Below are 23,307 nucleotides of genomic sequence, written 5' to 3'. Positions count from 1 at the left end.
TCAAGGGGCCACAACGGCTGGCAGCTTGCTTTGAGCTGCATGCGCCAGCAGGTCAGCCACGGAAACCTGCATCACGTCGGTGAACGGTGCTGGGTACAGGCCCATTACCAGAACAGCGATCGCCAGGATGCCCAGCATCAGGAACTCGCGGTTGTTGACGTCGGTCAGTTCTTCCACGTGCGGGTTGGTGATCGCGCCGAAGATCACGCGCTTGGCCATCCACAGGGAGTAAGCCGCGCCGAAGATCAGGGCGGTGGCAGCCAGGATGCCGGTCACGAAGTTGAACTTCACGGCGCCCAGGATCACCATGAACTCGCCCACGAAGCCGGAGGTGGCTGGCAGGCCGCAGTTAGCCATGGAGAACAGGATGAACAGTGCTGCGAACTTAGGCATCTTGTTCACGACGCCACCGTAGTCGGCGATCTGTCGCGAGTGCATGCGGTCGTACAGTACGCCGATGCACAGGAACATTGCGCCGGAAATGAAGCCGTGCGAAACCATCTGCACGATACCGCCCTGCACCGACATGTCGTTGAACATGAAGAAGCCCAGGGTCACGAAGCCCATGTGCGCGATGGACGAATACGCCACCAGTTTCTTCATGTCTTTCTGCACCAGGGCCACCAGGCCGATGTAGATAACAGCGATCAGGGACAGCACGATGACCATTGGCGCCAGCTTGTGCGAAGCGTCAGGAACGATAGGCAGCGAGAATCGCAGGAAGCCGTAAGCACCCAGCTTCAGCATGATTGCGGCCAGCACTGCGGAACCGCCGGTCGGCGCTTCCACGTGCACGTCCGGCAGCCAGGTGTGGACTGGGAACATTGGCACCTTCACAGCGAAGGCCATGAAGAAGGCGAAGAAGATCGCGATCTGCTCATTCATCGTCAGCGGCAGTTTGTGCCATGCCAGGATATCGAAGCTACCGGACTTGTTGTACAGGTAGATGATAGCGACCAGCGTCAGCAGCGAGCCGAAGAAGGTGTAGAGGAAGAACTTGAACGCAGCGTAGATGCGGTTCGCACCACCCCACACGCCGATGATGATGTACATCGGGATCAGGGTCGCTTCGAAGAAGAAGTAGAACAGCAGGCCGTCGGTGGCGCTGAACACGCCGATCATCAGGCCGGACAGGATCAGGAACGCGCCCATGTACTGCGCCACGCGTTCGGTGATCACTTCCCACGCCGAGATCACCACGATGATGGTGATGAAGGCGGTCAGCGGGATGAACCACATCGACAGGCCGTCAATGCCCAGCGAGTAGAAGATGTTGAAGCGCTCGATCCAGGGAGCCTTCTCGACGAACTGCATGCCGTGGGCTTCGGTATTGAACTGAGTGATCAGCGGGATGGTCGGCAACAGCGAGACCAGCGAGCCGACCAGCGACAGCACGCGCACCATGCCGGCGCGCGAATCGCGGCCGACGGCCAGGATGATCAGGCCGAAAATAATCGGCACCCAGATCGACAGGCTCAGATATGTAGAAAGATTAGTCGTTGACTGCATTTGTTATCTCTTTTGCGTCAGCTGTTAGCCTGCCAGAAAGGCAGGAAGTACACGAGGAAGCCCAGGATGCCGATAATCATGACGAAGGCATAGTGGTAGATGTAGCCGGTCTGGAACACGCGGGTGATGCTGGAGAACCAGCCCACCACTTTCGCCGAACCGTTGACCATCAGGCCATCGATGATGGCGCGGTCGCCGGCTGCCCACAGGCCCTCGCCCAGCAGGCGTGCGCCGCGAGCGAAGACAGCTTCGTTGAACTTGTCCATGTAGTACTTGTTGTCCAGCAGGGTGTGCAGGAACTTGAACTTGGCGTAGAACCAGGCTGGAATCGCAGGCTTGACCATGTAGCAAACGTAAGCTGCGACCACACCAGCCAGCGCCAGGATGAATGGCAGCGAGGTGAACGAGTGCAGGCCCATGGCAACAGCGCCGTGGAACTCTTCTGCCAGTTCGTGCATCGCGTGGTGGTTTTCACCGACGAAGATCACGTCCTTGAAGAAGTCGCCGAACAACATTGGCTTGATCGCGATCGCGCCGATCACCACCGAAGGGATGGCCAGCAGGATCAGAGGCAGGGTCACTACCAGGCCTGGCGAATGCGGCTTCTCGCCTGGAGCCAGGCCGTGGTGGCCGTGGTCGTCCTCTTCGCCTTCGTCAGCGTGGTGCGAATCATGCGCATGGTGGTGTTCCTTGCCGAAGTTTTCCGGGCCGTGGAAGACCAGGAAGTACATGCGGAAGGAGTAGAACGCGGTCACGAACACGCCGCAGATCACGGCGAAGTAAGCGAAGCCCGAACCGGCGATGTGGGTCGCAGCCACGGCTTCGATGATCGAATCCTTGGAGTAGAAGCCCGAGAAGAACGGGGTACCGATCAGCGCCAGGGAGCCCAGCAGCGAGGTAATCCAGATCACTTTCAGGTATTTCTTCAGGCCGCCCATATTGCGGATGTCCTGGTCGTGGTGCATCGCCATGATGACGGCGCCGGCGCCAAGGAACAGCAGTGCCTTGAAGAAGGCGTGGGTCATCAGGTGGAACACGGCCACGGAGTAAGCCGAGCAACCCAGCGCCACGGTCATGTAGCCCAGCTGCGACAGGGTCGAGTAAGCCACCACGCGCTTGATGTCGTTCTGAATGATGCCCATGAAGCCCATGAACAGCGCGGTAATCGAACCGATCACCAGGATGAACGACAGTGCGGCGTCCGACATTTCGAACAGCGGCGACATGCGGGTCACCATGAAGATACCTGCGGTAACCATGGTTGCCGCGTGAATCAGTGCGGAGATCGGGGTCGGGCCTTCCATCGAGTCAGGCAGCCAGACGTGCAGCGGGAACTGCGCCGACTTGCCCATCGCGCCGATGAACAGGCAGATACAAGCGACCGAGATCAGCGCCCAGCCGAAGCCCGGCAGGGTGCCGTTGACCAGGATGTCCTTCTTGGCGAACACTTCGGCGTAGTCCATCGAGCCGGTGTAGGCCAGGATGATGCCGATGCCCAGGATGAAGCCGAAGTCACCCACACGGTTGACCAGGAAGGCCTTCATGTTGGCGAAGATCGCGGTCGGGCGGGTGTACCAGAAGCCGATCAGCAGGTAGGACACCAGGCCCACAGCTTCCCAGCCGAAGAACAGCTGCAGGAAGTTGTTCGACATCACCAGCATCAGCATGGAGAAGGTGAACAGCGAGATGTAGGAGAAGAAGCGGTTGTAGCCTTCGTCTTCAGCCATGTAGCCGATGGTGTAGATGTGCACCATCAGCGACACGAAGGTCACCACGTTCATCATCATCGCGGTCAGCGAGTCGATGTGGAAGCCGACGGCCAGCTTGACGCTGCCCACGGTCATCCAGCGATACAGGTCGCCGGTATAAGTTGCGCCATCCATCACCTGCAGCAGGGTCTGGAAGGAGATCAGGAAAGCGATCAGCACGCCAAGGATGGTCGCGGTATGCGACACCTTGCGGCCAACGACATTGCCGAAGAACTTGGTGCCCAGCAGGCCCGCGATTGCGGAACCTGCCAATGGCGCCAGCGGAACGGCCAGAAGGAGGGTTGGGTTAAGTTGCCCCGTCATGATTTACCTTATCTATTTTTCGAGGATTTAACTTAGCCTTTGAGGCTGTCCAGGTCTTCGACGTTGATGGTGTCCAGGTTACGGAACATCACCACCAGGATCGCGAGGCCGATTGCCGATTCGGCAGCCGCCACGGTCAGGATGAAGAAGACGAAGATCTGCCCGGCCGCGTCGCCCAGGTAGTGCGAGAACGCGATGAAGTTCATGTTCACTGCCAGCAGCATCAGTTCGATGGCCATCAGCAGGACGATGACGTTCTTACGGTTCAGGAAAATACCGACGATCGAGATCGCGAACAGGATCGCGCCCAGGATCAGTACCGAGGATAAAGTCATGGTGCCTCCTTCGTTTCTGCGGCAGCGACCGGAGCGTGGACGGTAGCGTCCATCTTCACGATCTTCAGGCGGTCGTTACGCTTGACGCGGACAGCAACGCCCGGGTCGATAGCCTTGGTATCTTTGCGCTTGCGCAGGGTCAGGGCCACGGCGGCAACGATCGCCACCAGCAGGACCACGGCCGCGATTTCAAACGCGTAGATGTACTCGGTGTAGATCTTCAGGCCCAGGGCCTTGGTCTGGCCGATGGTGTTGGACGCTTCAGGCACGGCGGTGCCGGTGCCTGGGAAAGCGCGCCAGATCACAGCCGACATTTCGAGCACGATCACGCCGCCGACGGCCGCAGCCACCGGCAGGTAATTCCAGAAGCCCGCACGCAGCTTGTCCATGTCGATGTCGATCATCATCACAACGAACAGGAACAGGACCATGACGGCGCCGACGTACACCAGCACCAGCACGATGGACAGGAATTCGGCTTTGAGCAGCATCCAGATGCCGGCCGCCTGGAAGAAGGCCAGCACCAGGAACAGTGCAGCTTGCACCGGGTTGCGGGCCGTAATAACGCGAAGCGATGCCAGCACCAGGATGGCAGCGAACACGTAGAACAGGATAGTAGTAAAGGTCATTATTTATCCTCGGCGATCAGCGGTACTTGGCGTCGGCCGCGCGGTTGGCCGCGATTTCCGCTTCGTAGCGGTCGCCCACAGCCAGCAGCATTTCCTTGGTGTAGTACAGGTCGCCACGCTTTTCACCGTGGTATTCCAATACGTGTGTCTCGACGATCGAGTCCACCGGGCAGGATTCTTCGCAGAAGCCGCAGAAAATGCACTTGGTCAGGTCGATGTCGTAGCGGGTGGTACGGCGGCTGCCGTCGTCACGCTGCTCCGACTCGATGGTGATCGCCATCGCCGGGCAAACTGCTTCGCACAGTTTGCAGGCGATGCAGCGCTCTTCGCCGTTTGGATAACGGCGCAGTGCGTGCAGGCCGCGGAAACGCGGCGAGATCGGGGTTTTCTCTTCAGGGAACTGGACGGTGATCTTCTTGGCAAACATGTATTTGCCGGTCAGCGCCATCCCCTTGAACAGTTCGGTCAGCAAGAAGCTGCCGAAGAAATCTTTCAATCGGTCCATTCTGTATTCGCTCTCTTACTTCCAAATATTCCAGGAGGTCTGCATCCAGGTCGCCACGAACACCAGGTACACCAGGGTCAGTGGGATGAACACTTTCCAGCCCAAACGCATAATCTGGTCATAGCGGTAACGCGGGAAGGTGCCGCGCGTCCAGATGAACAGCGATACGATGACGAAGGTCTTCATGAACAGCCAGAAGAAGCCGCCGAACACGCCGCCGATTTCCAGCGCTGCGATCGGAGCAGACCAGCCGCCCAGGAACATGATCGATGCCAGCAGGCCGATCAGGATCATGTTGGCGTATTCCGCCAGGAAGAACATCGCGTAAGCCATGCCGCCGTATTCGACCATGTGGCCGCCGACGATCTCGGATTCGCCTTCCACCACGTCGAACGGGTGACGGTTACATTCAGCCAGGCCGGAGATCAGGTACACGACGAAGATCGGCAGCAGCGGCAGCCAGTTCCACGACAGCAGGTTCAGGCCCATGGCAGCCATGGTGCCCTTCTGCTGGCCGGCCACGATTTCCGACAGGTTCAGCGAACCGGAAACCATCAGCACGATCACCAGGCAGAAGCCCATCGCGATTTCGTAGGACACCATCTGAGCCGATGCACGCATCGCCCCCATGAAGGAGTACTTCGAGTTGGCGGACCAGCCGGCGATGATGATGCCGTACACCTCCATCGAGGCGATCGCCATGATCAGCAGCAGGCCGGCGTTGACGTCGGCCAGGGCCGCGCCATCGGCGAACGGCACCACCGCCCAGCAAGCCAGCGCCGGCATGATGGTCATCACTGGACCGATGAAGAACAGGGACTTGTTCGACTTGGCCGGGACGATGATCTCTTTAAACAGCAGTTTCAGCGCGTCGGCGATCGGCTGCAGCAGGCCGTTCGGGCCTACGCGGTTCGGGCCGATACGGATCTGGATCCAGCCCAGCAGCTTACGCTCCCACAGGGTCAGGTAAGCCACGAGGCCCATCAGCGGCAAGGTCACGCACAGGATCTTGGCCATGGTCCAGATGAACGGCCAGAAGGTGCCGAGGTTGGCCGCGCCGGCGGCCTTGATGGTTTCAATCATTTCTGGCAGAGCCATTACTTGCCCTCCCCTGCTTTAGCAACGGTGATGTCACCGAACATTGCGCCCAGCATCGAGGTCGATGCGTGTGCGGCGGACACGCGCACCACGTTCGCTGGCAGGCCGGCGTCGATGATGGCTTCCAGGATCGCAAAGCCGGAGCCCTGCTTCACTTCGACCTTGTCGCCAGCCTTCACGCCGATCTGCTGCGCGGTGGCAGTGGACAGGTGCGCTTTAGGAGCGGCGGCATCGGTGGTCGCCAGAAGCGGGCCGGAACGGCGCGCCAGGGCGTCAGCGAAGTAGATCGGCACGTCGGCCAGGCGCTGCAAGCCGGTCGCGGAGAAGGGCTCGCCGTAGGAAGAGCTAACTGCGGCGGCCTTGCGCGACACGTTCGACAGCTTGGCCGACAGGTCGGATGCGCCTTTTTCGAACAGCTCGTCGCGGATCGATTCGGAGGTTTCGTAGTCGAAGCCGCCCAGGCCCAGGATGTTGCCCAGGACGCGCAGCACCTTCCATGCCGGACGGGCATCGCCCGCTGGCTTGACGGTACCGTTGAACGACTGCAGGCGGCCTTCGGCATTGACGAAGGAGCCGGAAGTCTCGGCGAACGGAGCGACAGGCAGCAGCACGTCGGCGTAGTCCATGCCGTGCTTGAAGGCCGACATCACGACCACCATTTCGGCGGCGTTCAGCGCGGTCTTGGCTGCTTGCGGGTTCGCAGCATCCAGTTCCGGTTCGGCGTTCAGCAGGACGTAGGCTTTCTTCTGTTGCGAGAACGCTGGCGCAGCGGACTTCGCGGTCGCGCCAACCAGGTAGCCGCCAACGGTGTTGGCTGCTTCGGTCAGGTAGCCCAGCTTGGCGCCGGTCTGTTCCGCGATCCACTGCGCAGCAGCGTGCAGCTTGGACGCTTCCGGATGCGCCACAGCGGCGTTACCCAGGAAGACGGCTTTGCGCTCGCCGCCCAGCAGGGATTCGGCAATGGCGTCAGCTTCAACGGAAGCGACAATGCCTTCGAAGCCGGCAGGAGCGGCAACGCCCTTCGCCTTGGCGACAGCGGCAACAACGCCGGACAGCGCGGCCAGCCAGTCGGTCGGCGCAGCGACGATCTTGTTGGCGGTGTTGATCAGGTTTTCATCGTTCGAACCATGCAGCACGGACAGCTTGCCGCCAGCCTTCACGGCCGCGCGGATGCGTGTCGCGAACAGCGGATGGTCCTTACGCAGGAAGGAACCGATCACGAACACGCGCTGCAGCGAGCTCAGTTCAGCGATCGGCATGCCCAGCCATGGCTTCACTTCGCCGTCCAGGGCAAAATCGCTCTGGCGCAGGCGGAAGTCCACGTTCTCGGAACCCACGCCGTGCATCAGCTTCTTCAGCAGGGCCAATTCTTCCACGGTGGAGTGCGCGGTGCCGTAGGCCGCCAGCGAATCCGCACCGTGTTCGTGCTTGATGTTCTTCAGGCCGTGCGCCACGTATTCCAGCGCGACTTGCCATTCAACTTCTTTCCACTCGCCGCCCTGCTTCAGCATAGGCTTGGTCAGGCGCTCGGCGCTTTCCAGCGCTTCGTAGGAGTAGCGGTCCTTGTCGGAAATCCAGCACTCGTTGACGGCTTCGTTCTCGAACGGCAGCACGCGCTTCACGGAGCCCTGCTTCACTTGCACGATCAGGTTCGCGCCGGTGGAGTCGTGCGGGGAGACCGATTTGCGGCGCGACAGTTCCCAGGTACGGGCGCTGTAGCGGAATGGGCGCGAGGTCAGCGCGCCGACCGGGCACAGGTCGATCATATTGCCCGACATTTCGGAGCTCACTGCTTCGCCCACGAAAGTGGTGATCTCGGAATGCTCGCCGCGCCCCAGCATGCCCAGTTCCATCACGCCGGCCACTTCCTGGCCAAAGCGCACGCAACGGGTGCAGTGGATGCAGCGCGACATTTCTTCCATCGCCACCAGCGCGCTGCCGGCCTTCGGCGGCACAACGCGCTTCTCTTCTTCGTAGCGGGACTCCATCTTGCCGTAACCTACGGCCAAGTCCTGCAGCTGGCACTCACCGCCCTGGTCGCAGATTGGGCAATCCAGCGGGTGGTTAATCAGCAGGAATTCCATCACCGACTTCTGTGCTTGCACAGCCTTGTCGGAGGCGGACTTCACAATCATGCCAGCCGATACCGGCGTGGCGCATGCTGGCAAAGGCTTAGGCGCCTTCTCAACTTCGACCAGGCACATACGGCAGTTCGCAGCGATCGACAATTTCTTGTGATAGCAGAAGTGCGGGATGTAGGTACCCAGCTTGTTGGCGGCGTCCATCACCATGCTACCCGCAGGGACTTCTACCTTTTTGCCGTCAATTTCGATTTCAACCATGATAATCGCAGCTTAGTAAGCCGAAACAGGCACCAGACAGTGCTTGTGTTCGACGTGATATTCAAATTCTTCGCGGAACTGCTTGACGAAGGCGCGTACCGGCATAGCGGCAGCATCGCCCAGCGCGCAGATGGTGCGGCCCTGGATGTTGTCGGCGATGGAGTTCAGCATGTCCAGATCGCTCGGACGGCCTTGGCCGTTCTCGATACGGTGGATCATGCGGTACATCCAGCCGGTGCCTTCACGGCACGGGGTGCACTGGCCGCAGGACTCTTCAAAGTAGAAGTAGGACAGGCGTTCCAGGGCTTTCACCATGCAGCGGGTCTCGTCCATCACGATCACGGCGCCCGAACCCAGCATGGAGCCGGCTTTGGCGATCGAATCGTAATCGAGGTCAGTCTGCATCATGATCTCGCCGCGGATCACCGGAGCGGACGAACCGCCAGGGATCACGGCCTTGATCTTCTTGCCGCCGCGCATACCGCCGGCCAGCTCCATCAGCTTGGCGAACGGAGTGCCCAGCGGGACTTCGTAGTTGCCTGGCCGCTCAACGTCGCCCGAGATCGAGAAGATCTTGGTGCCGCCGTTGTTAGGCTTGCCCAGGCCGAGGTAGTTTTCAGCGCCGATGTTCAGGATGAACGGAACGGCCGCGAAAGTCTCGGTGTTGTTGATGGTGGTCGGCTTGCCGTACAGGCCGAACGACGCCGGGAAAGGCGGCTTGAAGCGCGGCTGGCCTTTTTTGCCTTCCAGCGATTCCAGCAGCGCGGTTTCTTCGCCGCAGATGTAGGCACCGTAGCCATGGTGGGCGTGCAGCTGGAAGCTGAAGTCCGAACCCATGATCTTATCGCCCAGGAAGCCGGCGGCACGCGCCTCTTCCAGCGCTTCTTCAAAGCGCAGGTAGTCCTGGAAGATCTCGCCGTGGATGTAGTTGTAGCCCACGGTGATGCCCATCGCGTACGCGCCGATGGCCATGCCTTCGATCAGCGAATGCGGGTTGTAGCGAATGATGTCGCGGTCTTTGAAGGTACCTGGTTCGCCTTCGTCGGTATTGCAGACGAGGTATTTCTGGCCAGGGAACTGGCGCGGCATGAAGGACCATTTCAGGCCGGTCGGGAAACCCGCACCGCCGCGGCCGCGCAGGCCGGAGGTCTTCAGGTCGGCGATGATCTGCTCTGGCGGGATCTTCTCTTCGATGATCTTGCGCAGTGCGGAATAGCCGCCACGTTTCACGTAGTCGGCCAGGTGCCAGTTGTCGCCGTTCAGATCCTTCAGGATCAGCGGATTGATGTGACGGTCGTGCAGGGAAGTCATTTCTTGAGCTCCTCCACGAGGGCATCCAGTTTGTCGTTGCTCATGTGGGAACACATGCGATGGTTATTGACCAGCAGCACCGGTGCGTCGCCGCAGGCGCCCATGCACTCCCCTTCCATCAGCGTGAACTCACCGTCTTCGGTGGTGCCGCGGAAGTCGATGCCCAGCTTGGCCTTCAGGTGCTCGGCCGCTTTCACGCCGCCGGACAGTGCGCATGGCAGGTTGGTGCACACGGTGATCTTGTGCTTACCAATCGGCTTCAGGTTGTACATATTGTAGAAAGTCGCGACTTCCTGCACGGCGATGGCCGGCATGCGGATGTAGTCCGCGATTTCCTTCATGGTTTCTGGCGACAGCCAGCCCAGTTCAACCTGGGCGTGGGCCAGCGAGGCCATCACGGCCGACTGGCGCTGGTCGGCCGGATACTTGGCCAACTCGCGGTCGATTTTTTTATAGCATTCTTGGGATAACAGCATTTCTTGCCCTTAGCGGTCGATTTCACCGAAAACGATGTCCTGGGTACCGATGATGGTCACGGCGTCGGCGATCATGTGGCCGCGCGACATTTCGTCCAGACCCTGCAGGTGGGCAAAGCCCGGAGCACGGATCTTCATACGGTATGGCTTGTTGGCGCCATCGGAGATCAGGTAGATACCGAATTCGCCTTTCGGGTGTTCCACCGCGCTGTACGCTTCGCCCGGCGGCACGTGGAAGCCTTCGGTGAACAGCTTGAAGTGGTGGATCAGCGATTCCATATTGGTTTTCATGTCCACGCGGTTAGGCGGAGCGACCTTGCGGTTGCTGGTCATGACAGGACCCGGATTAGCTTTCAGCCATGCGACGCACTGCTTGATGATCTTGTTCGACTGGCGCATCTCTTCGATACGCACCAGGTAACGGTCGTAGCAATCGCCGTTGGTGCCGATCGGGATGTCGAAGTCCATCTTGTCATAGACTTCGTACGGCTGCTTCTTGCGCACGTCCCAGGCGATGCCCGAGCCGCGCAGCATGGCGCCGGTGAAGCCCATGGCCTTCGCATCTTCCGGCGACACCACGCCCACGCCGACGGTACGCTGTTTCCAGATACGGTTGTCGGTCAGCAGGGTTTCGTATTCGTCGACATAGGTCGGGAAACGCTTGGTGAAGTCTTCCACGAAGTCCAGCAGCGAACCCTGGCGGTTTTCGTTACGCTCGGCCAGCGCTTTCGCGTTGCGGATCAGCGATGCCTTGTACTGCGGCATGGAGTCCGGCAGGTCGCGGTAGACGCCACCCGGACGGTAGTAAGCCGCGTGCATACGGGCACCGGAAACGGCTTCGTAGCAGTCCATCAGGTCTTCGCGGTCGCGGAAAGCGTACAGGAACGGGCCCATTGCGCCCACGTCCAGCGCGTGCGCGCCCAGCCACAGCAGGTGGTTCAGCAGGCGGGTGATCTCGTCGAACATCACGCGGATGTACTGCGCGCGGATCGGCACGTCCAGGCCCAGCAGCTTCTCGATCGCCATCACGTAGGCGTGCTCATTGGACATCATGGACACATAGTCCAGGCGATCCATATAAGGCACGGATTGCAGGTAGGTCTTCTGCTCGGCCAGCTTTTCGGTCGCGCGGTGCAGCAGGCCGATATGCGGGTCGGCGCGCTGGATCACTTCACCGTCCAGCTCCAGCACCAGGCGCAGCACGCCGTGCGCCGCAGGGTGCTGCGGACCAAAGTTCAGGGTGTAATTCTTAATTTCAGCCATTTCTTACTTCCCGTAGTTTTCTTCGCGGATCACGCGCGGCACGTTTTCGCGCGGCTCGATGGTCACAGGCTGGTAGACAACGCGCTTCTGCTCCTGGTCATAGCGCATTTCAACGTAGCCCGACACTGGGAAGTCCTTGCGGAATGGATGGCCGATGAAACCGTAGTCGGTCAGGATGCGGCGCAGGTCGTTGTGGCCTTCGAAGATGATGCCGTACAGGTCGAACGCTTCACGCTCGAACCAGTTGGCGGCGCGCCAGATCGTGGTCACGGAGGCCACGATAGGCAAGTCTTCGTCGGACGCGAAAACGCGCACGCGCAGGCGCCAGTTCTTTTCCACGGACAGCAGGTGGGTCACGGCTGCGAAACGCAGGCCATCCCAGGTGCCTTCACCGTAGGTCGAGTAGTCAACGCCGCACAAGTCGATCAGCGTATCAAAACGCAAAGCTGCGTCGTCGCGCAGCTCTTGCATTACCTGGTAGTAGTCCCCAGATTTGACTGTAATCGTCACTTCGCCCAGCGCGACGACGATGGAGGCCCGCTCGCCCAGCTTTTGCTCGAGGGCGGAGACCAGTGTTTGCAGATGTGTGTTCATAAGGTCTTACCGCGCGATCGTGTTGGTCTTCTTGATCTTGTTGTGCAGCTGCAGGATGCCGTACAGCAGTGCTTCTGCAGTCGGCGGGCAGCCAGGCACGTACACGTCAACCGGCACGATACGGTCGCAACCGCGCACTACGGAGTACGAGTAGTGGTAGTAGCCGCCGCCGTTGGCGCAGGAGCCCATGGAGATCACCCAGCGTGGGTCAGGCATCTGGTCATAGACCTTGCGCAGCGCAGGGGCCATCTTGTTGCACAGGGTGCCTGCCACGATCATCACGTCAGACTGACGTGGCGACGGACGGAACATGAAACCGAAACGCTCCAGGTCGTAACGGGCAGCACCAGCATGCATCATCTCCACTGCACAGCAAGCCAGACCGAACGTCATCGGGTACATCGAACCCGTACGCGCCCAGTTGATTACCGTGTCAAAGGTAGTGGTGATGAAGCCTTCGTTAAATACGCCTTCAATAGACATGGCTTATTCCCAATCAAGGGCACCTTTCTTCCAGATATACCAAAAACCGACCACGAATTCGGCGATGAACACCATCATCGTCACGTAACCCTGCCAGCCCAGTTCACGCATGGAGACGCCCCATGGGAAGAAGAATGCAGTTTCAAGGTCGAACAAAATGAACAGAATTGCGACGAGGTAGTAACGCACGTCGAATTTCATGCGCGCGTCTTCGAAAGCTTCGAAGCCGCACTCGAATGGGGAGAGCTTGGCCGCATCGGGCTTGTTCGGGCCAAGGATATGGCCCAGCACTTGCGGGACTACGCCGACGCCAAGGCCGACGAGAAGGAACAACAGGACGGGGAAGTAATTTTCGAGGTTCACGATGGGTAAGCAGCTTAGTTGAAATACGCTCGACCCCAATCACTTAATGCTGAGACCAGGATCAAACGACACATCCTCGTAAAAAAACCAGCTAAGCCAATGAATCTGCGATTCAAACGACCAGCTGGCTTTTGATCTTTTTTGGTGCCGACGACGAGACTCGAACTCGTACAGCTTGCGCCACTACCCCCTCAAGATAGCGTGTCTACCAATTTCACCACGTCGGCAATAGGCCGCTATTCTACACTGTGATCGACGCTTTGTTAATGCACATTGCGCCTAAACAAGAAGAAAAACGGCAAAAAGTTCAAAGTTGCCAGTTTTACTTCGCTGGAGAAGCGGCCGAGGCAGCCGATGCTGCAGCCGAGGCAGCAGGAGTTTCCACAGGAGCCGGGGCGGCAGCAGCCGGAGCTGGTGCAGGCGCCGGAGCAGCCGAAGGGATTGCAGCAGAGCCGCTTACTGGAGCAGGCGCCGGAGCCTTGACGTTATCCATTACGCTCGCCGCGCCGGACGACACACTGCCCTTGCTGGCCAGGACCGACAGGCCCAGGGTGGAAGCAAAGAAGATCGCTGCCGCCAGGGCGGTCGACTTGGACAGGAAGTTCGAGGAGCCGGAGGCGCCGAACAGGCTGCCGGAAGCGCCGGAGCCGAAGGCCGCGCCCATATCGGCGCCCTTACCATGCTGCAGCAAGACCAGGCCAATAATCGCCACAGCGGAAATGACCTGCAATACGATAACCAGATTGAACAAAGAGTTCATGCTATTCCTTAATTAATAAAATTACCCTGCTTTATGCAGCCGCGATGATGGCGAGGAAGTCCGCCGCCTTCAGTGCTGCACCGCCAATCAGGCCGCCGTCGATATCCGGCTGGGCCAACAATTCCTTGGCGTTTTCCGGCTTCATGCTGCCGCCATACAGGATCTGCATGCCGGCGGCCGCAGCCGCATCCTTCTTCGCCACACGGGCGCGCAGCAGTGCATGCACTTCCTGCGCCATTTCCGGGGTGGCGGTTTTGCCGGTGCCGATCGCCCATACAGGCTCGTACGCCAGCACAATCTTTGCCATCTGCTCGGTGCTCAATACTTCCAGCACCGCGTCCAGCTGCTCGCCGACCACGTCGGCAGTCTTGCCCGCTTCACGTTCTTGCAGGGTCTCGCCCACGCAAACCACCGGCACCAGGCCGGCATTCACAGCGGCCAGCGCCTTTTGCGCGACCAGGGCGCTGCGCTCCTGATGGTAGGAGCGGCGCTCGGAGTGGCCGACGATGGCGAATTTGCTTGCGAAGTCCAGCAGCATGGCTGCCGAAATCTCGCCCGTGTAGGCGCCAGAAGCGTGGGCGGACACGTCCTGCGAACCCCAGGCAACTGCGCTGCCGGTGAGTTCAGCCTGACATTGTGCCAGATATGGAGCTGGGACGCAGACCGCGGTATCGGCCTTTGCGTCACCCAGGCCAGCCTTGATACCTGCCAACAGGGTAGTGTTGGCGGTACGGCTCCCGTTCATTTTCCAGTTACCGATGACTAGTTTGCGGCGCATAGTAGCTTAATTTTTAATAACCCGTAATTGTAGCTTGCTGCACGCAAAACCGGCAAGACGGTCGTCTGACCCACAGGGTCAGACACCTGGCCCGCGACCGCCGCCGATCAGTGCCTGACCCTGCGGGTCAGACACTGGGTTACCGGTTTTACAACACTTGCAACATAATTTTGCCCACATGGTTGCTGCTTTCCATCAGCTCATGGGCCTTGACCGCCTGCTCCAGCGGGAAACTCTCGTAGATGACCGGCTTGACGTCGCCCGCCTCGATCAGCGGCCAGACTTTTTCACGTAACTGGCGGGCGATGGTCCCCTTGAATGCCACCGAGCGTGGGCGAAGCGTGGAGCCAGTGATCGTCAGGCGGCGGCGCAGCACCTGCCCCATGTCCAGCGTGCCCTTGGCGCCGCCCAACAGCGCGATGATGGCGATGCGGCCGTCGTCGGCCAGGCAGCTGATCTCGCGCGGCAGGTAATCGCCGCCCACCATGTCGAGGATCACGTCCACGCCGGTATCGCCGGTCAGCTCGCGCACCACGGCCGCAAAGTCCTCCGTGCGGTAATTGATACCGCGCGCCGCGCCCAAGGCCTCGCACGCTCTCGCCTTTTCATCGCTGCCCGCCGTGGCGAACACGCGATGGCCCAGTGCGTGCGCCAGCTGGATCGCCGTCACGCCGATGCCGGAAGTCCCGCCCTGCACCAGCAAAGTCTCGCCCTTGCCCAGGCCAGCGCGGTCGAACACATTGCTCCACACGGTGAAGAAGGTCTCCGGCAGCGAGGCTGCCTCCAGCGGCGACAAGCCATGCGGCACCGGCAGCACCTGCTCGACCGGCGCCGTCACGTATTCTGCGTAACCGCCGCCCTGCACCAGCGCGCACACCATGTCGCCGATCTTGAAACCAGTCGCAGCCAGGTCGCCATCGACGATCTCGCCCGCCACTTCCAGCCCCGGGATGTCGGTGGCGCCCGGCGGCGGCGCGTAGCTGCCCATGCGCTGGAATACGTCCGGACGGTTGATGCCGGCCGCATGCACGCGGATGCGTACCTCGCCCTCCTTCGCCACGGGCAGCGGACGTTCGCACAGTCGCAGCACATCGGCCGCGCCGGGTTTGGTAATTTCGATCGCACGCATCATGGCACCACCTCTCTGGGAAAGAGGCGATTGTAGCGCTTACAGCCCGAAGCGCGCGCCCATGCCGAGCAGGGTCGCCAGGCCCAGCGCCGCGAACATGGCGGCGGCGATGCCGTGCACCAGCTTAAGCGGGATTTTCGCGGCCAGCTTGTCGCCGGCGAAGACGGCCGGCACGTCGGCGATCAGCATGCCGAGCGTGGTGCCGGCCACCACCATCAACGGGTTTGGGTAATGGGCGGCCATGGCCACGGTGGCGACCTGGGTCTTGTCGCCCATTTCGGCCAGGAAGAAGGTCACCAGGGTGGCGCCGAAAACGCCGAAGCGGCTGGCGACATTGGTTTCGTCTTCTTCGATCTTGTCCGGAACCAGGGTCCAGGCGGCCATGCCGAGGAAGGAGAATCCCAGCACCCAGCGCAGCACTTCCGGCGTTAGCATGGACGTGATCCAGGCGCCAAGCGCACCGGCCAGGCCGTGGTTGAAGATGGTGGCGATGAAGATGCCTGCAATGATGGGCAGCGGCTTTTTGAAGCGGGCGGCGAGCAGGAAGGCCAGGAGTTGGGTCTTGTCGCCGATTTCGGCCAGGGCGACTACGCCGGTTGATACGAGGAGGGAATCCATTATTGTGTTTCCAGGCCGGGCACGGACGAATGACCACGGCTCGCCCCCGGCCTAAATCGGCGGCGTCGTGGTCAAAGGTCTTGCCAAGTTTGGGACCGCATATGCCATGGCCTGTGGGCCAAGTGTGTTGACATATGCCTCCTCCTTTGCGGAGGAGAGGCTACTCCCCAATGACGGACGGGATTTTACACCAAACCCGGTAAACCTGGGTCTGACCCGCAGGGTCAGACCCCCAACGGTCTCACGGCCAGGGGTGAAGGTTGTCCGATGTTGATCTTCGTAGAAAGTCAAAAGCCTTGAACCAACCCCGCGGCCGCCGAGCAGACGGGGTCTGACCCTGCGGGTCAGACCCCGGTTTACCGGGTTTCAGCCGCCCCCAGTCCGAGAACTACGCGGCAACGCCGTCCCCCTCTTCCAGGAAGAAGACAACGCCTGCCCCTCCTCAATCTGCTCCTGCGACATCCCCCTTGCAACCGCCGACCGCTGCTCCGCCGCATTCGAAGACCCGCCCGCAGCCGCCAGGTTCCACAACATATAAGCAATCACATTATCCTGCGGCATCCCGCCAATGTGATACCGATACATCAACCCCAGCACCTGCTGCGCCTCCGGATGCCCCTGCTCCGCCGCTTTGCGGAACCAGGTCACCGCCTCCTTATGGTCCTGTATCACCGCATTCCCGGTGTAATACATGGCCCCGACGACATACTGCGCATCCGCCTTGCCCTTGACCGCAGCCTTGCGGTGCCAGAACAGCGCCTCCTTATAATCCTGCGGCACGCCCCGGCCCATGTAATACATCAAGCCGAGCAGGTGCTCGGCATCCGTATTGCCCGCCTTGGCCAGCGGCAGGATCTCCTTGTAGGCCAGCGCATAATTTTTGTTGTTATACGCCGTGGCCCCTTCCGCGAACCCGGCATGCGCGCTGGCCTGTAGCCCTAGTGCGATGCCAAGCGCGCATAACACGCCTCGTAGTTTTTTCATGGTGCTTTGAATTTATCTGTCTTATGCACTACTAACGAATTACTTCCAGCTCACCTTGCCCAGACCGTCCACACTGACGTTACGCTTGGCCGGCTTGCCGTACACGGTTACCGAACCCAGGCCGCTCAAACTCAGGTTGGCGTTATTGGTCGCATTGATGGTCGCGTTACCCAGACCGCTCAGCTCCAAGTCCACGTCATCCGCCTTGAACTGCTGCGCATTCAGGCCGCCCAGGCCGCCCAGGGTCGCTTTCAGATTCTTGCTGCGGCCGCCAATGGTGATGTAGCCCGCGCCCTGCAAGTCGAGGTCAACGTTTTCGTTCTCCGTCACCCACACATGCATGCTGCCAACGCCGCCCAGGTTGGCTTTCAGCTTCTTATAATCGCAGACCACCTTCATGCTGCCCGCGCCATCCAGCGTCAGGTCGATGTTGTCGCCGCTAAAACCGCTCACTTCCGTGGAGCCCACGCCTTCCGAGACCAGCTCGCGCAGCTGCGGCAGTACCAGTTCCACCTTCACCGCCGAAGACTTCAGCTTCATGCCGCGGCTCTCAGTATCGAGATAGAGTGTGTCGCCGGTCTGCACCGCCGTCACCTTGTTGACGTAGCGCTTATCGGTGGTGATGGTGAGGGCAGCCGTATCGCCGCGGCGCAGCTTGAGGTCGATCACGCCGTCGAGCTTGACGCGCACCACGCGGGCATCGATGGTCCGGCTCTCGGTCGTCGTATCGTCGGCACGGGCCAGGCCCAGGAACAGACAGAGGGCGGTGAACAGCAAGCCAATCTGGAACGGTTTCTTCATCTTGCATCCTTTATAAGTCACCAGCGCATTATATGACCGGTTTTTGATGGTTTCATCATATCGGCGCCCCCCTCCCCCGTCTTTCCATATGCGACGAAATGCAAAAAACAGGGAACAGGCGGATAATTCGCCTGCCTTTCCGTCATTCCTGAGAGAAATAATATGAAAAACACGCTCCAGACGCTGGCCGCCGCGGCCCTGACTGCCTTCCCACTCTTCTTTGCCACACAAGGCGCCCAAGCCGCCACCGATGGCATGGCCGCCGCTCACAAGCTCTACCAGGCCAATTGCGCCCAATGCCACGGCAAGGATCTGGAAGGCGCCGCCGGTCCCAACCTGGCCGACGCCGCCTGGCTGCACGGCCAGCCGACCAAGGCCAACCTGGTGCGCGTGATCAGCAAGGGGGTCGCCGACAAAGGCATGCCCGCCTGGGGCACGCAGCTGAGTGCAAGCCAGATCGGCCAACTGGCGGAATACCTGATGCCGGCCAACGCCGCCGCCCGCAAGGCCGCCAGCGGCGTTGCCACCGCTGCCGCCCCGACGCCGGCCGCCAAGCCGACCGGCCTCCCCTCCCTTAAGCTGCCGAAAGGCTTCCAGATCGCCGTCTATGCCGACAAGGTAGAAGGCGCACGCGAACTGGCCGTTACCGACAGCGGCATCGTCTTCGTCGGTTCGACGAAAGCCGGCAAGGTCTACGCCCTGGTCGACGCCGACAAAAACGGCGTGGCCGAAAAAGTCGTCACCGTCGCCGAAGGCCTGAACAACCCGAATGGCGTCGCCCTGCTCAATGGCGCCCTCTACGTCGGCGAAATCTCGCGCATCATCAGGTTCGACGACATCGAAAAAACTTACGCCAGCAAGCCATCGTACAAAGTTGTGAAAGACGACCTGCCAACCGAAACCTGGCACGGCGCCAAATATATCAAGGCCGGCCCGGACGGAAAGCTCTACATCCCGATCGGCGCGCCATGCAATGTCTGCGACAAGGAAGACGCGCCCCACTCCAAGATCTGGCGCATGAACCCGGACGGCAGCAACTGGGAATTGTTCGCACGCGGCGTGCGCAACACCGTCGGCTTCACCTGGCACCCGCAAACGAAGGAAATGTGGTTTACCGATAACGGCCGCGACGAAATGGGCGACAACATGCCGGGCTGCGAACTGAATATCGCACCGAAACCGGGCCTGCACTTCGGCTTCCCTTACTGCCACGGCGGCGTGGTGCCCGACCCGCAATTCGGCAAAGGCAAAAGCTGCGACGCCTACGTGCCGCCTGTCGCTGCGCTCGGCCCGCACGTCGCCCCGCTTGGCCTAGCGTTCTACACCGGCAGCCAATTCCCTGAGCAGTACCGCAACCAGTTGCTGATCGCCGAACACGGCTCCTGGAACCGCAGCAGCAAGATCGGCTACCAGGTGCGCCTGATTACGCTCTACGGCAACAAGGTAGTCAGCGATACCGCCTTCATTGACGGCTTCCTGCAAAACGAAGAAGTCAGCGGCCGGCCGGTCGATATTGCCAATTTACCTGACGGTTCGATACTCGTTTCCGACGACCATGCGCACAAGGTGTATCGCGTTAGCTACCGCCCATGATGGGGCATATGCGCAAGGTATCGCCACCGACAGTTCCATCAAAAGATTGAAATTACGTCGGCCATCGCCAGGGCTATATTGAAAAATAGCCAGACAACAAAATAACTGGCACCCTTGGTCCACGAACGGAGGCAGTCATGAAGCGATACTTCGCTGCCGCCGGGTTGTGCGTGCTAGCTGCAACTGCAGCTGCACAAAGCAGCACCGGCGCAGACCAATCGGTGGTTGTGCCCGCGCAGAAGCAAATGCAATTGGAACGCAAGCTCATATCACCGCAAGAGTTCTACCAATACCAGGGCAGCTATGCCCTGTCCAACGGCCAAACCCTCACCTTGTCGCGCAAAGCTGTCCGGCTCTACGCACAAATTGGCCAGCAACCCCGGCAGGAAGTCCAATGGTATGGCGACGGCAGATTCAGCGCAACTGATGGCAGCCTGGCCATGAATATCGTCTGGGTTGATGACGATACCGCCACGGGCGACCTGAATTACATGCCAAGCATGGCCGACGCCCAAACGGTGCATGCCAGCCTTACCTTAGCCTCGCGCTAAGGCAAACGGGGAACTATAGTGAAATAGCCAGGCAATCTTAAAGACCTGGCCATACACCTGAAAATGGAGGCAATCATGAAACGGTTAGTGGCTGCCGGCAGCCTGCTTGCGTTCGCCCTTACGGCGTACGCACAGAGCACCGGCGATCAGACAGTGTTAGTCCCCGCAGCAAAGTCAGTTGTGCGGACCTATATTGCGCCTGACGAATTCAGTAAATACAAAGGCGCATACGATCTCTCCAACGGCAAGACACTCTGGCTCATTCGCAAACAAACGCGCATTTATGCCAAGGTCGACGACCAATCCGAACACGAAATCACACGTACCGGCAGCGGTAAATTCGCCGCCCTCGACGGCAAGATGGCGATGGAACTTAAGTTTGCCGACGATGATTCAGTCAGTGGCCATTTGAGCTATGTCGATGAATCCATGCCCGCGATCGCAGGAGTAGCGCCAACGGTTATTGAAATGCAGTTCGCCTCGCGCTAGGTTATCGAGGACCTGCCGGTTCAACCACCGGCCTATGCCTCCCCTCATGACGCGCTAGCCGCGGGCACGTCAGGGCCGCCAGCCCTTGTGTAGGCTGGCGGCCTCTTTTTAGTTGACGATGCGCTCCGCGGTTTCGTCGCCGGAAGTACCGTGCAACATGAAGCCGGTCACCGCGCCATCAGGGCCACGCACGAAATCCAGCGTGGTCAACGAGCCTTCGACGAAGAACTTATCCACCCCATAAGGGCGCAGTCCCGCCGGACGGCGCCCTTTTCGTTCGAAGCGCAAGCCGCCGCCATCAAAGCTGATCGTGCGGACGCCGCTTTCGGACAGCCTGAACGTGCCGACAAAGGCCGTCATCGCAAGCTTGGTCATGGGGATTGTCTTTTGCGGCGGGAATGGCGAGCCCACCGCAATGGCCGCAGCGGTGAAGGCCACCCGGTCGGTATTGAGCATATTGCGGTTGCTGTTGCCCAGCACCGCCACGAAGACCTTATCGTCCGGCAGCCGGATCGCTTCCGCGTTGAAGCCCGCGATATCGCCGGCATGGGCCGCCATCCGGTGCCCGCGCATGGTGCCAAGCTGCCAGCCATAGCCATAGCTGCATTTCGCGCCGTTCGGCAAAGGACAAGGCGTAAAGGCCTGCCGCCAGGTATCCGCCCTGAGCAGCTTGCCGGAAGAAATAGCTTCGTCCCACAGCGCCAGGTCGTCCACGGTGGAGACCAGCGCTCCTGCCGCATAAGGCTGCGTCATGCTCACATGTTCCGCGGGTGTGTAGCCACTGAGGAAGCCCTCGCGATAACCGGCCACGCGGCGCCTGGCGTTGCGCTCATGCCCTTCGTAAGCTGTGTCCTGCATGCCCAGCGGCTCAAAGATATTCTTCGCGATGTAGTCAGCATACGAGGCGCCGCTCACCTTTTCGATGATGGCGCCCAGCAGGATGTAGCCGGAATTACTGTAGGCCCAGCGCTCGCCAGGCTCGAAATCGAGCGCTTCGTCCTTGAAGTAATCGATCATCTGCTGGACGCTCTTGTCACGGCCCTGTGTGAGCCCGAACGTCATCTTGGCGGTGTAATTGGGGACGCCTGCCGTATGCTGCAACAGGCGCTCGATCGTGATGTGCTTGTCCTTGGCCGGATAGTCGGGCAGGAAGCGCGTCACCTCATCCTGCAGCGACAGCTTGCCCTGCTCCGCCAGCATCAGGATCGCCACGGCGGTGAACTGCTTGGTGATTGAGCCGAGACGCAGTTGCATCTCCGGCTGCATGGGCGTGTTCTTGTCCACGTCCGCCAGGCCATATGCCTTGCGGAAGACCGGCGCACCGTCCTTCATCACGATGACGGTGGCGCCGGGTGCATCTGCTTTGAAAAAGGGCTTCAGCGCCGCATCGATACGCTCGGCCAAAGGCACTTCGGCATGCGCCGCACCGGCGAGCATCAATGCGGCAAGCCAGGCCAACTTCATTTGCTGGCAGGCTTGGTGATCTGGGTATGGATCTGGTTAACCATCATCAGGCCAGCCGAACCAAAGTGCATGTGGTACTCCGCCACCATTTCGCCCTTGATGATGACGGGATCGGTAGCGGCCAGCGCTTTAGCTTCATCGATGCTGTCGACGGCAAAGATGAAGATGCCGCGCGCACCATCCACACCATCCAGCGGACCTGCATATGCCAGCTTGCGCTCGTTGGCCAGGCGCTGGATATTCGCCATATGGCCGGCGAACATTTCCGTCCGCTCCGCACCTGCCGGCAACTTGCTCGGGCCTGTGCGCAGCACCACGAAGACATACTTGCGCATGCCGTTCTCGTTGCCGCCGAGGGACTTCGCCAGCTCCGCGTCATAGCCCGCCGCGGGCTGGGCCTGTGCCTGTGCAGAGAATGCCGCCGTCACCAGCAGCGCAGCACCAAGAATTTTTTTCACTGTTCTTCCCTCATTTCCGGCGTATCCCTGCACAGCGCGCAATGCTGCTTCTTGCGCGACTTGTGGATCCGCACTGCTATAAATATCACTGAACTGATCACGCCCCAGATCGCCCCTTGCGTCGCAGAGTATTCCAGGTCATGCCCCTTCAACAGCTGCGCGGCACAAATGATTGCAAAGGCCCCAGCCTGCACCACCAGGTAACGCTTGATCCAGAATGCAGTTCCCATGACAGACTCCCTTATTTGCGCTCCACTGCGGCCTTGATGTCGTTCAGGTCCTGCATGATGGCCTTCCGGATGGCGCCCCTGAAAAACAGCCCCATTGGAATCGCCTGCAGCTTGGCAGCGAAAGTCTGCGGCTGCGAATCATGGGAGCTGGTCACCGTAATCGCCCCGCCCTCCTCCGCCAAACGCATGGTGGTCAGGAAGACAAAACCCTGCTGCTCCGCCCTGGTGGTGAAGTACTCGTTCTCCGAGGATTCGGTAACCCACTTCTCCACGGTAGCCGGTTCGCCAAACAGGATGCGCGTCTCGCGCCAGCGCAGGCCAGCAAAGCCATTCGCCGGCTTCTCGATGATTTCAATCTTCTCGATACCGGAAATGAAATTCGCAGCATTCTCGATATCGGAGACCGCGTCCCAGACCGCCGCTTTGCTTCCGTTGATGGTTAGCTTTGCCTGCACGAGCATCGTGATTTTCT

General features: G+C 60.2%; 26 protein-coding genes, 1 tRNA gene and 1 riboswitch. Of the genes, 3 read left to right on the top strand and 24 right to left on the bottom strand.

Annotated elements, in window-relative coordinates:
- From AC1RTP_RS02950 to AC1RTP_RS02855, 20 genes are all read right to left on the bottom strand, one after another.
- Entirely contained in the window at positions 1-1,509 is a 1,509-nt protein-coding gene (locus AC1RTP_RS02950; protein ID WP_498604585.1) for an NADH-quinone oxidoreductase subunit M, read from the bottom strand.
- Between the two features lie 17 nt (positions 1,510-1,526).
- Complete coding sequence (nuoL, locus tag AC1RTP_RS02945; protein ID WP_498604584.1) at positions 1,527-3,581, bottom strand: NADH-quinone oxidoreductase subunit L; 2,055 nt, start codon at positions 3,579-3,581, stop codon at positions 1,527-1,529.
- Between the two features lie 32 nt (positions 3,582-3,613).
- Complete coding sequence (gene nuoK, locus AC1RTP_RS02940; protein WP_057259369.1) at positions 3,614-3,916, bottom strand: NADH-quinone oxidoreductase subunit NuoK; 303 nt, start codon at positions 3,914-3,916, stop codon at positions 3,614-3,616.
- Positions 3,913-4,545, bottom strand: a complete 633-nt coding sequence (locus tag AC1RTP_RS02935) for an NADH-quinone oxidoreductase subunit J (RefSeq protein ID WP_498604581.1) — start codon at positions 4,543-4,545, stop codon at positions 3,913-3,915. The genes nuoK and AC1RTP_RS02935 overlap by 4 nt, the downstream gene beginning before the upstream one ends.
- A gap of 16 nt (positions 4,546-4,561) precedes the next feature.
- Positions 4,562-5,050 (bottom strand): NADH-quinone oxidoreductase subunit NuoI, encoded by a 489-nt coding sequence (gene nuoI / locus AC1RTP_RS02930; RefSeq protein ID WP_028104271.1) that lies wholly within the window; start codon positions 5,048-5,050, stop codon positions 4,562-4,564.
- Between the two features lie 15 nt (positions 5,051-5,065).
- Positions 5,066-6,148: an NADH-quinone oxidoreductase subunit NuoH gene (gene nuoH, locus AC1RTP_RS02925; protein WP_498604579.1), complete on the bottom strand. Its 1,083-nt coding sequence runs from the start codon at positions 6,146-6,148 to the stop codon at positions 5,066-5,068.
- A complete protein-coding gene (gene nuoG, locus AC1RTP_RS02920; RefSeq protein WP_498604577.1) occupies positions 6,148-8,490 on the bottom strand; it encodes an NADH-quinone oxidoreductase subunit NuoG in 2,343 nt (780 codons plus the stop codon). The genes nuoH and nuoG overlap by 1 nt, the downstream gene beginning before the upstream one ends.
- Before the next feature lie 12 nt (positions 8,491-8,502).
- Positions 8,503-9,801, bottom strand: a complete 1,299-nt coding sequence (gene nuoF, locus AC1RTP_RS02915) for an NADH-quinone oxidoreductase subunit NuoF (protein ID WP_498604576.1) — start codon at positions 9,799-9,801, stop codon at positions 8,503-8,505.
- Complete coding sequence (gene nuoE / locus AC1RTP_RS02910; protein WP_498604574.1) at positions 9,798-10,277, bottom strand: NADH-quinone oxidoreductase subunit NuoE; 480 nt, start codon at positions 10,275-10,277, stop codon at positions 9,798-9,800. Before nuoE ends, nuoF begins: the two co-directional genes overlap by 4 nt.
- Before the next feature lie 9 nt (positions 10,278-10,286).
- The gene (locus AC1RTP_RS02905) at positions 10,287-11,540 is read right to left on the bottom strand and encodes an NADH-quinone oxidoreductase subunit D (RefSeq protein ID WP_498604572.1); all 1,254 of its coding nucleotides are present in this window, start codon (positions 11,538-11,540) and stop codon (positions 10,287-10,289) included.
- 3 nt (positions 11,541-11,543) lie between these two features.
- Positions 11,544-12,134, bottom strand: coding sequence for an NADH-quinone oxidoreductase subunit C (locus AC1RTP_RS02900; RefSeq protein ID WP_498604570.1), 591 nt, complete (start codon positions 12,132-12,134; stop codon positions 11,544-11,546).
- 6 nt (positions 12,135-12,140) lie between these two features.
- Positions 12,141-12,617 carry a NuoB/complex I 20 kDa subunit family protein gene (locus tag AC1RTP_RS02895; protein ID WP_028104278.1) on the bottom strand — a complete coding sequence of 159 codons (477 nt, stop codon included), beginning with the start codon at positions 12,615-12,617 and terminating at the stop codon, positions 12,141-12,143.
- 3 nt (positions 12,618-12,620) lie between these two features.
- Positions 12,621-12,980 carry an NADH-quinone oxidoreductase subunit A gene (gene ndhC / locus AC1RTP_RS02890; RefSeq protein WP_170298974.1) on the bottom strand — a complete coding sequence of 120 codons (360 nt, stop codon included), beginning with the start codon at positions 12,978-12,980 and terminating at the stop codon, positions 12,621-12,623.
- A 142-nt stretch (positions 12,981-13,122) separates the two neighbouring features.
- Positions 13,123-13,207, bottom strand: a tRNA-Leu gene (locus AC1RTP_RS02885).
- 95 nt (positions 13,208-13,302) lie between these two features.
- Complete coding sequence (gene secG / locus AC1RTP_RS02880) at positions 13,303-13,740, bottom strand: preprotein translocase subunit SecG (RefSeq protein WP_498604568.1); 438 nt, start codon at positions 13,738-13,740, stop codon at positions 13,303-13,305.
- 31 nt (positions 13,741-13,771) lie between these two features.
- On the bottom strand, positions 13,772-14,518 hold the full coding sequence (tpiA, locus tag AC1RTP_RS02875; RefSeq protein ID WP_498604566.1) for a triose-phosphate isomerase: 747 nt from the start codon (positions 14,516-14,518) through the stop codon (positions 13,772-13,774).
- A gap of 148 nt (positions 14,519-14,666) precedes the next feature.
- The gene (locus tag AC1RTP_RS02870) at positions 14,667-15,647 is read right to left on the bottom strand and encodes an NAD(P)H-quinone oxidoreductase (RefSeq protein WP_498604892.1); all 981 of its coding nucleotides are present in this window, start codon (positions 15,645-15,647) and stop codon (positions 14,667-14,669) included.
- Positions 15,648-15,686: 39 nt separating this feature from the next.
- Positions 15,687-16,265, bottom strand: coding sequence for a TMEM165/GDT1 family protein (locus AC1RTP_RS02865; RefSeq protein WP_498604564.1), 579 nt, complete (start codon positions 16,263-16,265; stop codon positions 15,687-15,689).
- 6 nt (positions 16,266-16,271) lie between these two features.
- Positions 16,272-16,446, bottom strand: a riboswitch (yybP-ykoY riboswitch).
- 185 nt (positions 16,447-16,631) lie between these two features.
- Positions 16,632-17,249, bottom strand: a complete 618-nt coding sequence (locus AC1RTP_RS02860; protein WP_498604562.1) for a tetratricopeptide repeat protein — start codon at positions 17,247-17,249, stop codon at positions 16,632-16,634.
- Between the two features lie 39 nt (positions 17,250-17,288).
- Complete coding sequence (locus AC1RTP_RS02855; RefSeq protein WP_498604560.1) at positions 17,289-18,050, bottom strand: GIN domain-containing protein; 762 nt, start codon at positions 18,048-18,050, stop codon at positions 17,289-17,291.
- Positions 18,051-18,212: 162 nt separating this feature from the next.
- Between AC1RTP_RS02855 and AC1RTP_RS02850 the strand changes: the two genes are divergently transcribed.
- The 3 genes from AC1RTP_RS02850 (at position 18,213) to AC1RTP_RS02840 (ending at position 20,683) form a co-directional block, all read left to right on the top strand.
- Positions 18,213-19,643, top strand: a complete 1,431-nt coding sequence (locus tag AC1RTP_RS02850) for a c-type cytochrome (RefSeq protein ID WP_498604558.1) — start codon at positions 18,213-18,215, stop codon at positions 19,641-19,643.
- 137 nt (positions 19,644-19,780) lie between these two features.
- Positions 19,781-20,194, top strand: coding sequence for a hypothetical protein (locus AC1RTP_RS02845; protein ID WP_498604556.1), 414 nt, complete (start codon positions 19,781-19,783; stop codon positions 20,192-20,194).
- Between the two features lie 75 nt (positions 20,195-20,269).
- A complete protein-coding gene (locus AC1RTP_RS02840; protein ID WP_498604555.1) occupies positions 20,270-20,683 on the top strand; it encodes a hypothetical protein in 414 nt (137 codons plus the stop codon).
- Positions 20,684-20,791: 108 nt separating this feature from the next.
- Here the strand turns inward: AC1RTP_RS02840 and AC1RTP_RS02835 are convergent, their stop codons facing one another.
- The 4 genes from AC1RTP_RS02835 to AC1RTP_RS02820 are packed head-to-tail and all read right to left on the bottom strand — an operon-like array spanning position 20,792 to position 23,296.
- On the bottom strand, positions 20,792-22,147 hold the full coding sequence (locus AC1RTP_RS02835; RefSeq protein WP_498604554.1) for a serine hydrolase domain-containing protein: 1,356 nt from the start codon (positions 22,145-22,147) through the stop codon (positions 20,792-20,794).
- Positions 22,144-22,605 (bottom strand): YciI family protein, encoded by a 462-nt coding sequence (locus AC1RTP_RS02830; protein WP_498604553.1) that lies wholly within the window; start codon positions 22,603-22,605, stop codon positions 22,144-22,146. Before AC1RTP_RS02830 ends, AC1RTP_RS02835 begins: the two co-directional genes overlap by 4 nt.
- On the bottom strand, positions 22,602-22,835 hold the full coding sequence (locus AC1RTP_RS02825; RefSeq protein WP_498604551.1) for a hypothetical protein: 234 nt from the start codon (positions 22,833-22,835) through the stop codon (positions 22,602-22,604). Before AC1RTP_RS02825 ends, AC1RTP_RS02830 begins: the two co-directional genes overlap by 4 nt.
- A gap of 11 nt (positions 22,836-22,846) precedes the next feature.
- Complete coding sequence (locus AC1RTP_RS02820; RefSeq protein ID WP_498604549.1) at positions 22,847-23,296, bottom strand: SRPBCC family protein; 450 nt, start codon at positions 23,294-23,296, stop codon at positions 22,847-22,849.
- Between the last annotated feature and the right edge of the window lie 11 nt (positions 23,297-23,307).

This window comes from Pseudoduganella sp. GW821-FHT11H04 (assembly GCF_058807935.1).
This window is presented reverse-complemented; position numbering and strand designations above follow the sequence as displayed.

Coding starts and splice junctions, on each gene's coding strand:
- AC1RTP_RS02950 (WP_498604585.1), bottom strand. CDS start 1,509: ATGCAGTCAACGACTAATCTTTCTACATATCTGAGCCTGTCGATCTGG.
- nuoL (WP_498604584.1), bottom strand. CDS start 3,581: ATGACGGGGCAACTTAACCCAACCCTCCTTCTGGCCGTTCCGCTGGCG.
- nuoK (WP_057259369.1), bottom strand. CDS start 3,916: ATGACTTTATCCTCGGTACTGATCCTGGGCGCGATCCTGTTCGCGATC.
- AC1RTP_RS02935 (WP_498604581.1), bottom strand. CDS start 4,545: ATGACCTTTACTACTATCCTGTTCTACGTGTTCGCTGCCATCCTGGTG.
- nuoI (WP_028104271.1), bottom strand. CDS start 5,050: ATGGACCGATTGAAAGATTTCTTCGGCAGCTTCTTGCTGACCGAACTG.
- nuoH (WP_498604579.1), bottom strand. CDS start 6,148: ATGGCTCTGCCAGAAATGATTGAAACCATCAAGGCCGCCGGCGCGGCC.
- nuoG (WP_498604577.1), bottom strand. CDS start 8,490: ATGGTTGAAATCGAAATTGACGGCAAAAAGGTAGAAGTCCCTGCGGGT.
- nuoF (WP_498604576.1), bottom strand. CDS start 9,801: ATGACTTCCCTGCACGACCGTCACATCAATCCGCTGATCCTGAAGGAT.
- nuoE (WP_498604574.1), bottom strand. CDS start 10,277: ATGCTGTTATCCCAAGAATGCTATAAAAAAATCGACCGCGAGTTGGCC.
- AC1RTP_RS02905 (WP_498604572.1), bottom strand. CDS start 11,540: ATGGCTGAAATTAAGAATTACACCCTGAACTTTGGTCCGCAGCACCCT.
- AC1RTP_RS02900 (WP_498604570.1), bottom strand. CDS start 12,134: ATGAACACACATCTGCAAACACTGGTCTCCGCCCTCGAGCAAAAGCTG.
- AC1RTP_RS02895 (WP_028104278.1), bottom strand. CDS start 12,617: ATGTCTATTGAAGGCGTATTTAACGAAGGCTTCATCACCACTACCTTT.
- secG (WP_498604568.1), bottom strand. CDS start 13,740: ATGAACTCTTTGTTCAATCTGGTTATCGTATTGCAGGTCATTTCCGCT.
- tpiA (WP_498604566.1), bottom strand. CDS start 14,518: ATGCGCCGCAAACTAGTCATCGGTAACTGGAAAATGAACGGGAGCCGT.
- AC1RTP_RS02870 (WP_498604892.1), bottom strand. CDS start 15,647: ATGCGTGCGATCGAAATTACCAAACCCGGCGCGGCCGATGTGCTGCGA.
- AC1RTP_RS02865 (WP_498604564.1), bottom strand. CDS start 16,265: ATGGATTCCCTCCTCGTATCAACCGGCGTAGTCGCCCTGGCCGAAATC.
- AC1RTP_RS02860 (WP_498604562.1), bottom strand. CDS start 17,249: ATGAAAAAACTACGAGGCGTGTTATGCGCGCTTGGCATCGCACTAGGG.
- AC1RTP_RS02855 (WP_498604560.1), bottom strand. CDS start 18,050: ATGAAGAAACCGTTCCAGATTGGCTTGCTGTTCACCGCCCTCTGTCTG.
- AC1RTP_RS02850 (WP_498604558.1), top strand. CDS start 18,213: ATGAAAAACACGCTCCAGACGCTGGCCGCCGCGGCCCTGACTGCCTTC.
- AC1RTP_RS02845 (WP_498604556.1), top strand. CDS start 19,781: ATGAAGCGATACTTCGCTGCCGCCGGGTTGTGCGTGCTAGCTGCAACT.
- AC1RTP_RS02840 (WP_498604555.1), top strand. CDS start 20,270: ATGAAACGGTTAGTGGCTGCCGGCAGCCTGCTTGCGTTCGCCCTTACG.
- AC1RTP_RS02835 (WP_498604554.1), bottom strand. CDS start 22,147: ATGAAGTTGGCCTGGCTTGCCGCATTGATGCTCGCCGGTGCGGCGCAT.
- AC1RTP_RS02825 (WP_498604551.1), bottom strand. CDS start 22,835: ATGGGAACTGCATTCTGGATCAAGCGTTACCTGGTGGTGCAGGCTGGG.
- AC1RTP_RS02820 (WP_498604549.1), bottom strand. CDS start 23,296: ATGCTCGTGCAGGCAAAGCTAACCATCAACGGAAGCAAAGCGGCGGTC.